This is a genomic window from Irregularibacter muris, assembly GCF_024622505.1.
GTDB classification, from domain to species: domain Bacteria; phylum Bacillota; class Clostridia; order Eubacteriales; family Garciellaceae; genus Irregularibacter; species Irregularibacter muris.
In genome coordinates, this window is the sequence record NZ_JANKAS010000007.1 from 91,005 (window position 1) to 106,525 (window position 15,521).

A 15,521-nucleotide genomic window follows, 5' to 3' on the forward strand; every position below is an offset into this window, starting at 1 on the left:
TAAAATAAAAATAGGCTATGGATATAGCCTATTTTTATTTATAATTCTACATAAAAGGTATCATTTACATTTTCCACCTGATTTAGTTGTTCTATGATAGATGCTTCTACCTCTCTATCAATTCCTAAAAAAGCAATGGCATTTCCCCCAGCCCGATTGCGTCCTACCTGCATGGTGCCAATATTGATGTTTGCCTTACCGAGTATTGTTCCAAACTTTCCTACAATGCCAGGCTTATCAATATGGTCGGTAATGATTAAATGTCCCTCTGGGAGAATATCGATGGTAAAACCATTAAAGTTTACAAATCTGGGACCATATCCATTTAATAAAGTACCAGAAATAAATTTCTCCTCAATATTGGTTTTTAACTTTACAGTAATCAAATTAGTAAAACCATGGGTTTTAGAAGAACGAATTTCTAATACCTCAATATCTCGTTTTTTGGCCAGAAGGGGGGCATTGACATCATTCACTTCGGCAACTCCTAAGTGTTGCCGAAGGATACCCTTTAGAATATTACGGGTTAGAATATTAATCTCTTGATCGGCTATATTCCCAGAATAATGAATTTCTATTTTTTCGATAGCTCCTAAAATAATGCTAGAAATAAAGACGCCTAACTTTTCAGCTAAGGAAATAAAGGGCCTGATATGATGGAGGATTTCTGGAGAGAGGGCAGGCATATTCACAGCATTTTTAAAGGGTAAATTTTTTAAATAATGATATATTTCCTGAGCCACATCTATAGCAACATTTAGCTGAGCTTCTTGGGTAGAGGCTCCTAAATGGGGAGTGGTTATAACTTTAGGATGTTTTAGAAGAGGACTATCTAAGGGCGGTTCCTTTTCATAGACATCCAAGGCAGCTACTTCAACAACGCCTTCATCTAAGGCCTTCATCAAAGCCTCTTCTTTAATAATCCCTCCCCGGGCACAATTGGCAAGGCGAACCCCCTTTTTCATCATAGAAAAGGCCTTTTCATCAATAAGATATTTAGTATCCTTGGTCAGGGGAGTGTGAATGGTGATAAAATCAGCTTGGGTAAAAATCTCATCTATTGTTCCAAGGTGAATCCCCAATTGTTTAGCCCTTTCTTGAGTAATATAAGGGTCATAGGCAAGAATATGCATATGAAAAGCCTTTGCCCTCTTGGCTACCTCAGAGCCAATACGCCCCATACCAATAATCCCTAATACCTTATTATTTAGTTCTACTCCCACATATTTTTTACGATTCCATATCCCTTGTTTTAAATCACTATGGGATTGGGGTATCCATCTGGCCATGGACATGATCATAGCAAAGCTAAGTTCAGCAGTAGAGATGGTATTTCCGTCAGGGGCATTGATTACAGCAATACCTTGTTCAGAGGCTGCTTTAATATCGATATTATCAATGCCCACTCCTGCCCGCCCAATCACCAAGAGATTTTTGGCGGCTTTTATGATATCTCTGGTAACCTTGGTTTGACTTCGCACCAATAATCCCTGATATTGTCCTATAATATTTTTTAATTCATCGGTGTGAAGATCAGGTTTAATATCTACTTGGATATCTTTAGCTTCTAATAATTTTTTCAGGCCTATTTCTGAAATAGTATCACTGACCAATATTTTCTGCATTTAACCATACCTCCTCTGCTGCCCTTATACCCATTCCTAATTCCATAGGGTAGGATAGGTGTTTAAGAGCCATTTCCAAGCCAGCTATGGTAGTGAGCATATCCATAGGGTGCATGTAGCCCATATGACCAATGCGAAAGATCTTGCCCTTTAAATTCTGTTGTCCACCAGCTACATCAATTTTATAATTTTCCCTCAACACCCTTCTTAGCTCCTCAACATCAAGGTGGGTAGAACCCTTAATAGAAGTGACCGTGGAGGAAGCCTCTTCATCGTTTGGAACAAAGAGTTCTAAGTTTAATGCTGGAATGGCGGCTCTTAACATATCCCTTAATAGGTTGTGTCTTTGAAAACCTTGTTCAAGACCCTCCTGCTGGATTAAATCTATTGACTTTGACAGCCCATAAATTAGAGAAACCGGTGCTGTAAAGGGAGTGGTTTGTTTGCCAATGTTTTTTTTATAGGATAATAAGTCCCAGTAAAAACGTGGCCCATGATGCTGCCTTATCCTTTTCCAAGCTTTTTCACTAACGGCAATGAGTGATAGTCCTGGAGGCAATCCCAAAGCCTTATGGGCAGCAGTGACGGCAATATCTATTCCCCAATTATCCATTTTTAAATCCATTCCCACTAAAGCTGAAACACTATCTACAATTAATAGGGCATTGCTTTTCTTCGCCATATCGCCAATCTTTTTTATGGGATTGACTACTCCTGTGGAGGTTTCACAATGGGTTACAAAGATTGCTTTAATTTCTGGATGACTCTCAAGAACCTCTTGGATTTTCTGCGGCTGAGCGGCCCTGCCTAATTCAAATTTTAGGATAATGGCATTACCCTGATAGGCCTTTACAATTTTAGCAAATCTTTCGCCAAAAACGCCGGTTACAACAACAAGAACAGTATCCCCGGCCTCTACTACATTGGAAACTGCCATTTCTAGAGCACCAGTTCCACTGGCTGCTACAGCAAAAACATCTTGCTTGGTCTGAAAAATATATTTTGTCTTATGAAGGGTTTCAGCAAAAAAACGAGAAAAACCTTCACTGCGATGTCCTAAAATAGTACGATTCATTTCCCGTTGCACCTCAGGAGAAACAGGTGTGGGGCCGGGAATTCTCAAATGTTGATATTCGTTAAACATAATCATTAGCCTCCTTTATATAAAAAAATAAAAACCTCTCGTCCCTATAATTATATTGGGACGAAAGGTTATTTCCGTGTTACCACCCGTATTTATCACTATCTCACAATAGTGACCTCGGCAAATAGTAAAGTACTATCTACAAATGGTAACGGTATTTAACCGATTAAGCCTACTCTAAGTTCAGCTTAACAACTCCGGAGCGCTATTTTGAAGTGGACTCTACCAGTTTGCACCTACCACTGGCTCTCTACAATCATCCATCCACAAAACTTTCCTTCAACGTTATTTTTATATTTGATAATGAATCTATCATAAAAGGATATATAGGTCAAGGGACATTTCAGAATATTTAAAGTATTTTTAAAAGATGATCAAATATTAAAATATTTACTCAATATAAGGAAAAACTCCGATTCTTGATAAAAAACTCCAAGACTGTAACCAAGGGAAGGTGCATTTTTTATTAAGATTTTAATTTATACTATTTAAAATATAATTTACTATAATAATATACCGATAATCCAAATTATGTGCCTAAAATAGAATAAAAATCAAAAAATGTTAATGGACTGGAAGAGGGTGGGAATTTTTCATTTTCTAATTTCTACTGTACAGTTTTCGTCTGATACTACTAATCAGATTGGTTTTCAGGTACAATAGATAATAGAAAAGAAATCAGGGTGGTGGTTAAATGTCATTTTCAGCCAGAACAAAAAACGAGCTTTCCAGGATAGAGATAGAAAAATCCTGTTGCTGTCTAGCAGAATTATCTGCCTTAATCCGTATGAGCGGGAGCATTTCCTTTAATGGCAATCACAATATTAGTTTTACCATTACGACGGAAAATGCAGCCATTGCCAGAAGAGTATTTACCCTGCTTAAAATCAGCTTTGATGTCCAAACTGAGGTAAGAGTACGAAGGAACCGTCAATTAAAAAAGAATAATATCTACAGTATTGTTGTTTCTGCCCCAATAGGAGCAGGAGAAATATTAGAAAAGTTAGGAATTATCCAAACAAATCAGGAAGGAATCAAAAGTATATACTATGGCATCCCCTCTTTTTTAATTCAGAATGATTGTTGCATAAAGGCCTATATTAGGGGAGCTTTTTTAGGCGGTGGGTCTATTTCTGATCCTGAAAAAACCTATCATTTTGAATTTGTCACCTATAGCTTCAAACATGGCGAGGATTTATGTAAATTAATTAATGGTTTTGGTTTGACAGCAAAAATAGTGGAAAGAAAAAACATCTATGTGGTATATATTAAAGAAGGGGATCAGATTGTCACCTTACTGAATATTATGCAAGCCCACAAGGCATTACTGGACTTGGAAAACATACGAATCTATAAGGAAATGCGCAATAACGTCAATAGAATAGTGAACTGTGAGACGGCAAACTTAAGTAAAACGGTTAATGCGGCCCTACGGCACATTGAGAATATAAAGTATATAAGGGATAATATAGGTTTTCACAAATTACCTCAAAACCTTAGGGATGTTGCAGAATTAAGATTAAATTATCAAGATGCCAGCTTAAAGGAATTGGGAGAAAAACTAGATCCACCAGTGGGAAAATCCGGCATTAATCACAGGCTAAGAAAGCTGGATAGGCTAGCTGAAGATCTAAAGATTAAAAGAGGAGAGGCACCTAATGAATAAACACCAAAAAATTCTTCACTACATAAAAGAGTTAGAGGTGGGCGCTAAAATTTCAGTGAGAAAAATAGCCCAAGAGCTAAATGTTAGTGAGGGAACAGCTTACCGTGCCATTAAAGAAGCAGAAAACCAGGAGTTGGTCAGCACTATTCCCCGAACAGGCACCATAAGAATTGAAAAAGTAGAAAAGAAGAACTTAGAACAGCTTACCTTTGGGGAGGTAGTCAATATTGTAGAAGGGAATGTCATAAGTGGGTGGAATGGTTTAAATAAAATCTTAAATAAATTTGCCATAGGAGCAATGACCTTAGATGCTATGACGCAATACCTTTCAGAAGGGGATCTATTGATTGTGGGGAATAGGGCAGAGACCTATAGCCTAGCTTTAGAAAGAAATTGTGCGATTTTAATCACAGGAGGGTTTACCTGTGATGAGGAGATTAAAAGAATTGCCAATAAGAAGAATCTACCTATAATTTCCTCTACCTATGATAGTTTTACTGTGGCTACCATGTTGAATAAAGCCATATATGAAAGACTAATAAAAAAAGATATCCTGTTGGTGGAGGATATTCTAGTGGAAGATCCCTTTTTTATTGAAAGTCATAAAAAGGTAAGGGATTGTAAAAAGTTAATGGCCGAAACAGGTCATGAGCGTTTTCCAGTATTGGACAAACAGGGTGTGGTAGTCGGGATGATTACTCCTAAGGATATGGTTATACCGGATGATGATCACCTAAATGATGATCAACCCATTCATAAAATAATGACCCGTAGTCCGATAACAGTAAGCCCCAATACCTCTGTAGCATACGCCGCCCATCGCATGATTTGGGAAGGCATTGAAATGATCCCTGTAGTGGAGAATAAAATCCTCATCGGGCTGATCACTAGAAGAGATGTCATGAAGGCCATTCAATATATGCAAAATCAACCCCAGGTAGGAGAAACCATGGAGGATTTGCTGATAGAAAATTTCCAGGTGAAGAAGGAAAAAGATGGAGTGGTCTATTCAGGCAAGGTAACCCCACGTATGTTAAGCCAACTGGGTATAGCCAGTTGGGGGTCCCTAAATATGCTCATGACAGTGGTAGGTACTGCTGCCTTGGAGAAGCACAGACCCGTAGAAATGATCGTGGATAATTTTACATCTCATTTTATTCGCCCCATTCAAATTGATTTTCCTATAGACGTCAGAGCCATCATCATTGACTTGGGAAGAAACTTTTGCAAGATTGAGGTGGTCATACAATATGGAGAACAAATTGTAGCTAAGGGGATGTTAGCTGTGAGGATTGTGAACAAGTAAGCACTAAATAAATATAGGGATGGGAAGTACCCATCCTTTTTCTTATATTGAGGTATACCAATATGATATAATAGGATTAGATTAAATAGAGGAGGAATTTCCATGGGAAAGTTTGTACACTTACATGTTCATACCGAGTATAGCTTGCTAGATGGGTCCAGTAGGATAAAAGACCTCATTAGTAGAGTGAAGGAATTGGGAATGGATAGCATAGCTATTACTGACCATGGAGTGATGTATGGAATCGTAGATTTTTATAAAGAAGCAAAGGCCCAAGGGATAAAACCCATTATTGGATGTGAAGTATATATAGCGACAAGAAGACTAGAGGATAAAGATTCGGGGAAGGACCAAAACTATAGCCACTTATTATTACTGGCTGAGAATCAAAAGGGATATGATAATCTAAAAATCATTGTATCCAAGGGGTTTATCGATGGATTTTATTATAAACCCAGGGTGGATGCAGAGTTTCTCAGACAACATAGTGAGGGCATCATCTGTTTAAGTGCCTGTATAGGTGGAGAAATCCCCCAAGCCCTATTAAATAATAACCAAGAACTAGCCAAAAGACTGATTGGTCAATATCAAGATATTTTCGGCAAGAATAATTTTTATATCGAATTACAGGATCATGATATAGAAGAACAAATACAAGTAAATCGCAGCCTGATATCCTTAGCGAAAGAATTGGATGCCCCCTTGGTGGCTACCAATGATGTTCACTACATCAATAGAGAAGATGCCATAGCCCATGATGTACTGTTATGTATTCAGACGGGTACCAATGTTCAAGAGGAAAATAGAATGAAGTTTCCTGGGGACGAATTTTATTTAAAGTCCCCTGAGGAAATGGAAGACCTATTTGGATATATTCCTGAGGCCTTGGAAAATACAGTAAAGATTGCTGAAAGATGCCATGTGGATTTTGACTTTAATCATATTCACCTTCCAAAATATGATGTACCTGAAGGAGAAGACAGCACTTGCTATCTAAGGAGGCTATGTGTAGAAGGCATTGAAAGAAAATACCCTATAGTGTCTGATGAAACCCGGAAGCGTTTAGACTATGAACTCTCCATTATCAATCAAATGGGTTATGAGGATTACTTTTTAATTGTATGGGATTTTATTAAGTATGCAAAGGATAAGGGAATTATGGTAGGGCCAGGTAGAGGAAGTGCTGCCGGAAGTTTGGTATCCTATGCCTTAGATATCACCACCGTTGACCCTTTAAAATACAATCTTCTTTTTGAAAGATTTTTAAACCCTGACCGTATTAGTATGCCGGATATTGATATAGACTTTTGCTATGAACGACGGGGAGAAGTCATTGACTATGTCATTGAAAAGTATGGAGAAGATAGGGTCGCACAGATCATCACCTTTGGTACCATGGCAGCAAGGGCGGCCATAAGAGATGTGGGACGGGCCCTTAATATACCCTATGGAAAAGTAGATACCATAGCAAAACAAATTCCTATGGAATTGGGCATTACCATTGATAAGGCCTTACAGATCAACGGGGAGTTGGTCTCTCTTTGTGAAGAAGATGAAGAAGTGGATTTTCTTATTAAAATGGCAAGATCAGTAGAAGGACTTCCCCGGCACGCTTCTACCCATGCGGCGGGTGTAGTCATATCCAATAAGCCCTTAGTGGAACATGTTCCTCTATACAAACACAATGACAGCATTACCACCCAATTTACCATGGGATTATTAGAAGAATTGGGACTTTTGAAAATGGATTTTCTAGGTCTTAGAAATCTGACGGTTATTCGGGATGCCATAGACAATATCAAATACAATAAGGACGTAGATATTAAAATAGAAGAATTAACCTTTGATGACCCAGAGGTATTTAAAATTATCAGTGAGGGAGATACCCTAGGCGTTTTCCAATTGGAAAGTGGAGGGATGCAACAATTTATGAAGGAGTTAAAGCCCGACTCCTTTGAGGATATTATTGCGGGGATTTCTCTATACAGACCTGGTCCAATGGATCAAATTCCCGCTTATATCGCCAATAAAAAGAACCCGGAACAAATCCACTATCTTCATGAAATTCTAGAGTCTATTTTAGATGTTACCTATGGCTGCATGGTATATCAAGAACAGGTTATGCAAATTGTTCGAGATGTAGCAGGCTATTCCATGGGTCGAAGCGATTTGGTGAGAAGAGCTATGTCCAAGAAAAAAATGGATGTGATGGAAAAAGAGAGAAAGATATTTATCTATGGAGAAGATGATGAAGAGGGAAATATTATTGTAGAAGGAGCCATAAGAAGGGGCGTTTCCGCTGAGATTGCCAATAAGATTTTTGATCAGATGATTGATTTTGCTAAATATGCCTTTAATAAATCTCACGCTGCTGCTTATGCGGTTATTGCCTATCAAACGGCTTGGCTAAAAAGATATTATCCCACAGAATTTATGGCTGCTTTACTTACGAGTATTATGGGCAATACCAACAAAGTAGCTCAATATATTCATAATTGCAAACAAAAGAATATCCCTATACTACCACCGGATGTCAATGAAAGTTTTGTGAACTTTACTGTAATTGGTGAAAAAATACGTTTTGGCTTGGCTGCTGTTAAAAATATTGGAATTAATGCCATTCACGCCATTATTACAGCTAGGGAAGAAAAAGGATACTTCACAGACTTTATGGATTTTTGTGAAAAAGTGGACTTTAAAGATTTGAATAAAAGAACTGTGGAAAGCCTGATTAAATGTGGAGCCTTTGACTCTTTGGGAGTCTATCGTTCACAGTTAATAGATATATACGAAAAAGTATTAGATGGTATTCAGCAAGATAGAAGAAAAAATATAAAAGGGCAGGTATCTCTCTTTGATGTTGTGCAAGAGGAAGACAGTAGAAGTTTTCAAATAGATATATTGCCAAATATCCCAGAGTATAATAAGAAAATATTGCTCTCAATGGAAAAAGAAATGGTAGGCTTTTATATTAGCGGTCATCCCCTAGCGGAGTATGAGGAATTGCTCAAAAGAAAAGTATCCATTACCAGCGATCAGTTGTACCATGGTGATGAAGAAGAAGGACAGGAGAACTTCCTAAGGGATGAACAAAAGGTCATTGTAGGAGGTATAATTGCTCATAAAAAGCAAAAAATAACTAAGAATAATCATATGATGGCTTTTATTACCCTAGAGGATTTATATGGTCCTATGGAAGTGATTGTATTCCCTACGATCTATCGAAAATTTAATCATCTTCTTGAGGAAGATAAAGCAGTGATTATTGAGGGAAGACTAAACCTAAAGGAAAATGAAGAGCCAGTCATTATCTGTGAAAAAGTGACCCCTTTAGTGAAAATCAAAACACAAAAATTATATATAAAAATTCCTACTTCCTTAGATCATTCTATTTTTTCTGAAATAAAGCCCATATTAATGAAGTATGAGGGCAATACCCCAGTTATTGTATATTTTGAATCCACAAAACAAAAGACGCTAACCAATGAAAAATTGTGGGTAAAACCCCAGGAAGAGATGATTAAATTATTGGAAGAGAAACTAGGGAAAAACATGGTAAAATTGCAATAGCAATAGCAAGAAAGGGTTTTAATACAAAAAGGTTGTTAATTATAGAACTTGTTGTTGAAATGATAGTGGAAATTTAATACAATGAAGAAAATAGGAAAGCTTAAAGGAGGAACCCCCAATGTGGACAGTGATTCATATTGTACCTAATGAAAAAAAAGCAAAGATTATACAAGATAAATTAATGGCAGAGGGTTTCTTAGTAAAAATCACACCTGTAAGTAAAAGAGATGAAAACAGTTATTACGAAATACTTGTTCCAGGGGGAGAAGTAGAAGAAGCCCATAGTATTTTAGTGGAAAATGATTATCTGTAAAATTATAATTTGAGGATAGGAATTTTGTCTATCCTCAATGAATAGAAGGGGGGATAAAGAGTGAAAAGAATTGGCATACTCACTAGCGGAGGTGATGCCCCAGGGATGAATGCTGCCATACGTTCAGTTGTTCGTACAGCCATTTATAACGATATAGAAGTGATGGGAATAAGAAGAGGGTATAATGGATTGATCAATGGAGATATTATTCCATTGGATGTATCCTCAGTAGCTGATATTATTCATAGAGGGGGAACCATCCTTCATACTGCCCGCAGTAAAGAATTTATGACAGAAGAAGGTCTGGATATGGCCATGAATATCTTAGAAGTATTTAAGATTGACGGACTGGTTGTAATTGGCGGAGATGGATCTCTTAGGGGAGCCCAAAAACTAAGTGAAAAGGGAATAAAAACCATTGGTATCCCAGGTACCATAGACAATGATGTGGCCTGTACGGATTTTACCATTGGATTTGATACGGCTGTGAATACAGCCTTAGATGCAATCGCCAAAATTAGAGATACTTCTACCTCCCATGAGAGAACCAATATCATAGAAGTTATGGGAAGAAATAGTGGGGATATTGCTTTGCTTGCTGGTTTAGCTGGGGGGGCGGATTATGTCATCGTCCCAGAAAAAGAACTTAATATTGATGAAATATGTAAGGAAATATTAAAGGGTAAAAATAGGGGAAAATTACATAGCATTGTCGTATTGGCTGAAGGGGCAGGAGGAGCTTATGAAGTAGGTAAGCAAATTCAAATCAAAACAGGTATTGAAACAAGAACCACCATATTGGGTTATATCCAAAGAGGAGGTTCCCCAACAGCTTTTGATCGTATATTGGCAAGTCGAATGGCCTCTATGGCCATAGAATTACTTATGGGGGGAAAGACTAGTCGGACAGTATGTATTCAAAACAATAAATTAATTGACTTGGACATAGACGACGCCCTATCATATAAAAAACAATTTGATGAAAAGTCTTATAAACTTGTAGAAATACTATCCATATAGGGGGAAATAAAGATGAAAAGAACAAAAATTGTATGTACATTGGGGCCAGCTTCAGAATCAAAGGATGTTTTAATGGGATTGGTAAAAAGCGGAATGAATGTTTCAAGATTAAACTTTTCCCATGGGAGCCATGAAGAGCATAAAAGAAAAATCGATTTGATAAAGGAAGTTAGAGAGGAGTTAAATACTCCTGTAGCTATCTTACTAGACACCAAGGGACCAGAAGTAAGGATTAAACAATTTGAAACAGGGGAAATAGAGCTAATAGAGGGAGAGAAGTTTATCCTTACCACCAGAGATATAAAGGGAAATAAAGACGGTGTAGCCGTTACCTTTGACAATCTTCATCAGGAAATTAAAGAGGGCAATAAGGTACTGATTGATGACGGACTTGTACAATTAACAGTAGAAAAAATTGTAGGGCCTGATATTCACTGTATCGTAGAAAATGGTGGTCCCCTAAAAAACAACAAAAGCATTAATTTACCCGATGTAAATATTAATTTGCCAGCCATCACTGAAAAAGATACACAAGATATCAAATTTGGGATTAGAGAAAACATAGATTTTATTGCAGCCTCCTTTATACGAAAGGCACAGGATATTTTAGAAATCAGAAAGGTATTGGAAGAAAATGATGCCGAGGATATCCAGATCATTTCTAAGATTGAAAATAGAGAAGGTGTGAACAACATAGATGAAATCATCGAGTATTCTGATGGAATTATGGTAGCTAGGGGAGATCTAGGGGTAGAAATTCCACCAGAGGAAGTACCCTTGGTGCAGAAAATGATTATTAGAAAATGTAATAAGGCCGGTAAACCAGTCATTACTGCAACTCAGATGTTAGATTCTATGATTAGAAACCCAAGACCTACTAGAGCGGAGGTTACCGACGTCGCTAATGCTATTTTTGATGGAACCGATGCTATTATGTTATCAGGAGAAACTGCTGCTGGAAAGTTTCCTGTGGAAGCGGTAAGAACTATGGATAGAATTGCTAGAAAAACAGAAAACTCCTTGAATTATAAGGAAATGCTAAAAACCCTTGATCCAGCAGAAATATCTGTTACAGATTCTATCAGTCATGCAACCTGTACCACAGCCCAGGAGCTGGGAGCATCAGCTATTATTACAGCAACGGCTTCTGGACATACGGCAAGAATGGTCTCAAAATATAGACCAGAATCTCCTATTTTAGCCTTTACCCCAGATGCAAAAGTAGTCCGCCGATTGACCTTGGTATGGGGGGTATATCCAGTTTTAATTCAAGACTTTACCAGTACCGATGAACTCTTTGATCATTCTGTTCATAGGGCTTTAGAGGAAGGTTTAGTACAATGGGGAGATTTAGTTGTTATTACAGCGGGAATCCCCTTAGGCATAAAAGGGACCACCAATCTTATTAAGGTACATACCATTGGTGAAGTATTGATTCAAGGAACAGGTATAGGGAAAGATTCTGTAACAGGCAAGATAAGAATCGTAAGGAATGAAGAGGATATAGCAGACTTCCAAGAGGGAGAAATATTGGTCTCTGTATCTATAGACATAGAGTCAATGCCCGCTGTAAAAAAAGCTGCAGGGATGATCTTGGAAGAGGGAGGATTGACTTCCTCAGGAGCTATTGTAGCACTGCAGATGGGTATTCCCGTGGTAGTGGGGGCAGAAAAGGCTATTGATTCTTTAGAAAATGGTCAAATTGTTACGATAGATAGTGTACGGGGATTGATCTACCAAGGTATCGCTAAGGTTTTATAAAATAAAGAATGATTAAATACAAAAAAGGATGAAACTTGGATTTCATCCTTTTTTATATGCGGTTATTGAAAAACCTATTTTGTGTCATTGGAAAAGGAAGAATCTTTAAGATCTCTTAATTGCTCAGATTCTTCCCTCTTGATCAGAATGACAACTCTAGTTGTTTTTAAAATTCCAGTGAATGTATAAAAAATTGAACCTGGCTATCCTTTAACTGGTAAGAAGAGAAGAGGATTCTCTCATTACTAGGATGCCAGAGTATCCTACTGATAATCCTTAAATTAGAAGCAATCTGTTTACTCTCAAGATTATGAAGGTTAAGTATCCAGATATTTTGCCTATCACTATTGACATCTGTCTTATCCGTATATAAAACCTTTTTCCCATTGGGGGAAAAGCTTGCGCTTTGAGGATAGCCTTCTATTAACTTTGATTCTTCAGTGCTATCCAGAGTCAATAACCATAAATTTCTCTTATTACTATCCGGAATGGGGGTCATATATATAAGCTGAGTTCCATCTCTAGAGATGTCAAAGGAGCCAAGGATATTTTCAATAAATAATGTTGGATTTTTTCCGTCAGGTTGCACAGAATACATGCTTAGTACATCATTTTTAAAGGCTGAAAAAATAACCAAATCTTTTTCCTCAGAATAATAGATTTGTTCAATGGAATATTCTTCTCCAATATTTATAGAATATAAAACTCCTAATTTATTAGCTTTAACTATTTTTCCGTCCTTGGTGCCATAAAATACATTGTTTTCTGATGTAATATAAAACCTAGGGTTTACCTCATGTTCTGAGGAAGAGATTTTAATCTTTTTGTTTCCCTCATCATCTACCCAAAATAACTGATAGGATGATTGGTCTTTACTTTCTAAATAATAAATGCCTTTTCCAGTTGGATCAAAGCGGCCAAGGGATTTACTGGTTTGGGAAGCAAGAATGGTCTTTTCTTCTTTCCTTCGCATATCATAAATAAAAAGATTATTAATACTAGTATTATCTGTAGGACTGCTGACACTTGCGTCGTCCTGTGGCTTTAAAGCAATGATTTCATTCCCATGGGGTGAAACATCAGAGACAATGCCCTGGGTAATATCTACAAAATCCTTTATTTTCATTAGTGAAGTTTTATCTTGTTCATTATTGTTTTTTTCCTCTAGGGTTTTGGGTTGTTCTTCTCGCAAGAATAAGTATTTACAACCACTGAATAAGAGGGGCAAAACCATTACTAGGAGAATAATAGGTAACCTTTTCCACATTTTCTCTCCTCCTTCCCAAGGACATTATAACAAAAGACTACAGAGAAAGATTAACAGAATGTAATCAATTTGTAAATTTATAAGGTTGGTAGTTTAACAATCATTAAAGTGCCTTCATCTTCTTTACTTTCTACATGAATAGTACCCCCATGTTTTACAACAATTTCCTTTACAATAGCTAAACCTAGACCACTGCCTCCCATATTCCGTGATCTGACTTTATCTACCCTGTAAAAAGGCTGAAAGATTTCCTCCAGAGAATCCTCTGGAATACCAGGACCATAGTCCCTAACGGAGATTATCGCAAAGCCATCTTCTTGCTCGGTATATACTTGTATAATATTGCTCCCAAAGGAGTACTTTATAGCATTGTCAATAATATTAATAAAAACCTGTTTCAAGCGATCATAATCCCCATTGACTTTAGGGAGAGGGGAATGGGTAAATTGGATTTCATTGTTATATTTTTTTGCCTTCATCTTCATTTGGTTTACTACATCTCCAATGAGTTGAACCAAATCCACCTCGGTCATGATTAAATCAAATTCCATATTTTCAAATTTAGAAAGATTCAATAAATCATCTACCAAACGGAGGAGACGATTGCCCTCCTGATTTATAGTATCCATGCTTTTATCTAAAAGTTCAGGATTATCAGCCCCACGACGTTTTAAAAGATCGCTATAGCCAATAATGGTAGTAAGAGGAGTTCTAAGCTCGTGGGAAACACTACTGATAAATTGACCTTGTTTTTCTTCTAATTCTCTAATTTTCGTAATGTCTCTGATCACAAAAATATATCCAATAGAATGGGTTGCCACTTGTATTAAGTTGGCATAAATGAGCAAATATAAATTTTTATGTTTTATTTCCCGGGTAACTGCTCTTTGTTCTTTCTGCACGCTATCATATAAATCCTTCATAAATTCAAAGGATAGAATACACTCTAATTCCTCATCATTTTCCATATTAAATATTTGTTTTGCTGGTTCATTGAGTGCAAGTATATTATTTTCATCATCGATGGCAATAATACCATCTTGTATAGAAGAAATAACCGATTCTAATTTGGATTTTTCAGAATTGATTTCCTGGATTTTTTCTCCAATATTAGAGACCATGCGATTGAAACTTCTAGTCAAATCCCCGATTTCATCATGGGAAATATATTGGATTTGGTATTGATAATTCCCTTGGGCAATCCGCTCTGAGGAATCCCTAAGAGTAAATATAGGCTTTAAAATACGCCTAGTTAAATAAAAACTAATAAAATACATAACAATAAGACCCATAAGAGCAGCCCAAATAAATAAGACAATACTCTCTTGAATAAGGTTGTCTACATTTTCTAAAGAATAGATAAATGAAATAATCCCTATTTGCTGATTATCCGTTACAATGGGAGAAGCAAAGTAGATAAATCTACCTTCTTTAAGCTTCTTCACAATATAAGCTTTTTCGCCTTGTTCTATGGCGATTTCGATTTCTTGACGGATATCCGCCGAAGGGAGTACCTCTAACACTGCAGAATCAGAAAGAAGCCCTCCAAATTGATCAAAGAGCTGAACTCTTGTATTGTTTTGTTTAGCTAATTCTTCTACCAAAAAGGCACTATCCTCCTTCAGGATATTTGTCTTTGTAGCAGAATCATTTTCCCGCTGTTTTGAAAGAATATATTGCTGAATAAATAAATTAGCATTATTGCTATTCTCCACTAACAAACCTTCGGTATGCTGAATATTATAAAACAGCATACCTTGGATAACAATGGTTCCAATAATGGCTAGGGCCAATAGAATAATGATGATATTTGTTAAAATTATTTTATTTTGAATGGTAAACTTCATTC

The 15,521-nt window shown here is 36.9% G+C and carries 10 protein-coding genes and 1 other annotated feature; of the genes, 6 read left to right on the forward strand and 4 right to left on the reverse strand.

Annotated elements, in window-relative coordinates; translation table 11 throughout:
* Window positions 1-38: 38 nt before the first annotated feature.
* Window positions 39-1,625: a phosphoglycerate dehydrogenase gene (gene serA, locus NSA47_RS09185; protein WP_257531207.1), complete on the reverse strand. Its 1,587-nt coding sequence runs from the start codon at window positions 1,623-1,625 to the stop codon at window positions 39-41.
* Window positions 1,603-2,769 (reverse strand): pyridoxal-phosphate-dependent aminotransferase family protein, encoded by a 1,167-nt coding sequence (locus NSA47_RS09190; RefSeq protein ID WP_257531210.1) that lies wholly within the window; start codon window positions 2,767-2,769, stop codon window positions 1,603-1,605. The genes serA and NSA47_RS09190 overlap by 23 nt, the downstream gene beginning before the upstream one ends.
* A 53-nt stretch (window positions 2,770-2,822) precedes the next feature.
* Window positions 2,823-3,061, reverse strand: a binding site (T-box leader).
* Window positions 3,062-3,463: 402 nt separating this feature from the next.
* On the opposite strand from NSA47_RS09190, the gene whiA reads away from it, so the two are divergent.
* The 6 genes from whiA to pyk all read left to right on the forward strand — a co-directional run bounded on the left by whiA (window position 3,464) and on the right by pyk (window position 12,405).
* Window positions 3,464-4,435, forward strand: coding sequence for a DNA-binding protein WhiA (whiA, locus tag NSA47_RS09195; RefSeq protein WP_257531212.1), 972 nt, complete (start codon window positions 3,464-3,466; stop codon window positions 4,433-4,435).
* Window positions 4,428-5,741 carry a DRTGG domain-containing protein gene (locus NSA47_RS09200; protein WP_257531214.1) on the forward strand — a complete coding sequence of 438 codons (1,314 nt, stop codon included), beginning with the start codon at window positions 4,428-4,430 and terminating at the stop codon, window positions 5,739-5,741. The genes whiA and NSA47_RS09200 overlap by 8 nt, the downstream gene beginning before the upstream one ends.
* Before the next feature lie 102 nt (window positions 5,742-5,843).
* The gene (locus NSA47_RS09205) at window positions 5,844-9,311 is read left to right on the forward strand and encodes a DNA polymerase III subunit alpha (protein ID WP_257531216.1); all 3,468 of its coding nucleotides are present in this window, start codon (window positions 5,844-5,846) and stop codon (window positions 9,309-9,311) included.
* A gap of 118 nt (window positions 9,312-9,429) precedes the next feature.
* The gene (locus NSA47_RS09210; protein ID WP_257531218.1) at window positions 9,430-9,624 is read left to right on the forward strand and encodes a hypothetical protein; all 195 of its coding nucleotides are present in this window, start codon (window positions 9,430-9,432) and stop codon (window positions 9,622-9,624) included.
* Window positions 9,625-9,684: 60 nt separating this feature from the next.
* Entirely contained in the window at window positions 9,685-10,644 is a 960-nt protein-coding gene (gene pfkA, locus NSA47_RS09215; RefSeq protein ID WP_257531220.1) for a 6-phosphofructokinase, read from the forward strand.
* Between the two features lie 12 nt (window positions 10,645-10,656).
* Window positions 10,657-12,405: a pyruvate kinase gene (gene pyk, locus NSA47_RS09220; RefSeq protein WP_257531222.1), complete on the forward strand. Its 1,749-nt coding sequence runs from the start codon at window positions 10,657-10,659 to the stop codon at window positions 12,403-12,405.
* Window positions 12,406-12,571: 166 nt separating this feature from the next.
* Here pyk and NSA47_RS09225 read toward each other — a convergent pair whose 3' ends face one another.
* Together NSA47_RS09225 and NSA47_RS09230 are read right to left on the reverse strand one after the other, a co-directional pair.
* A complete protein-coding gene (locus NSA47_RS09225) occupies window positions 12,572-13,672 on the reverse strand; it encodes a TolB family protein (protein WP_257531224.1) in 1,101 nt (366 codons plus the stop codon).
* A gap of 77 nt (window positions 13,673-13,749) precedes the next feature.
* Window positions 13,750-15,519 carry a sensor histidine kinase gene (locus NSA47_RS09230; protein ID WP_257531226.1) on the reverse strand — a complete coding sequence of 590 codons (1,770 nt, stop codon included), beginning with the start codon at window positions 15,517-15,519 and terminating at the stop codon, window positions 13,750-13,752.
* Between the last annotated feature and the right edge of the window lie 2 nt (window positions 15,520-15,521).

Bases quoted from the DNA above. Each gene is read 5' to 3' on its own strand.
- whiA (WP_257531212.1), top strand. From the start codon at position 3,464: ATGTCATTTTCAGCCAGAACAAAAAACGAGCTTTCCAGGATAGAGATA.
- NSA47_RS09210 (WP_257531218.1), top strand. From the start codon at position 9,430: ATGTGGACAGTGATTCATATTGTACCTAATGAAAAAAAAGCAAAGATT.
- NSA47_RS09200 (WP_257531214.1), top strand. From the start codon at position 4,428: ATGAATAAACACCAAAAAATTCTTCACTACATAAAAGAGTTAGAGGTG.
- NSA47_RS09190 (WP_257531210.1), bottom strand. From the start codon at position 2,769: ATGTTTAACGAATATCAACATTTGAGAATTCCCGGCCCCACACCTGTT.
- NSA47_RS09230 (WP_257531226.1), bottom strand. From the start codon at position 15,519: ATGAAGTTTACCATTCAAAATAAAATAATTTTAACAAATATCATCATT.
- serA (WP_257531207.1), bottom strand. From the start codon at position 1,625: ATGCAGAAAATATTGGTCAGTGATACTATTTCAGAAATAGGCCTGAAA.
- NSA47_RS09225 (WP_257531224.1), bottom strand. From the start codon at position 13,672: ATGTGGAAAAGGTTACCTATTATTCTCCTAGTAATGGTTTTGCCCCTC.
- NSA47_RS09205 (WP_257531216.1), top strand. From the start codon at position 5,844: ATGGGAAAGTTTGTACACTTACATGTTCATACCGAGTATAGCTTGCTA.
- pyk (WP_257531222.1), top strand. From the start codon at position 10,657: ATGAAAAGAACAAAAATTGTATGTACATTGGGGCCAGCTTCAGAATCA.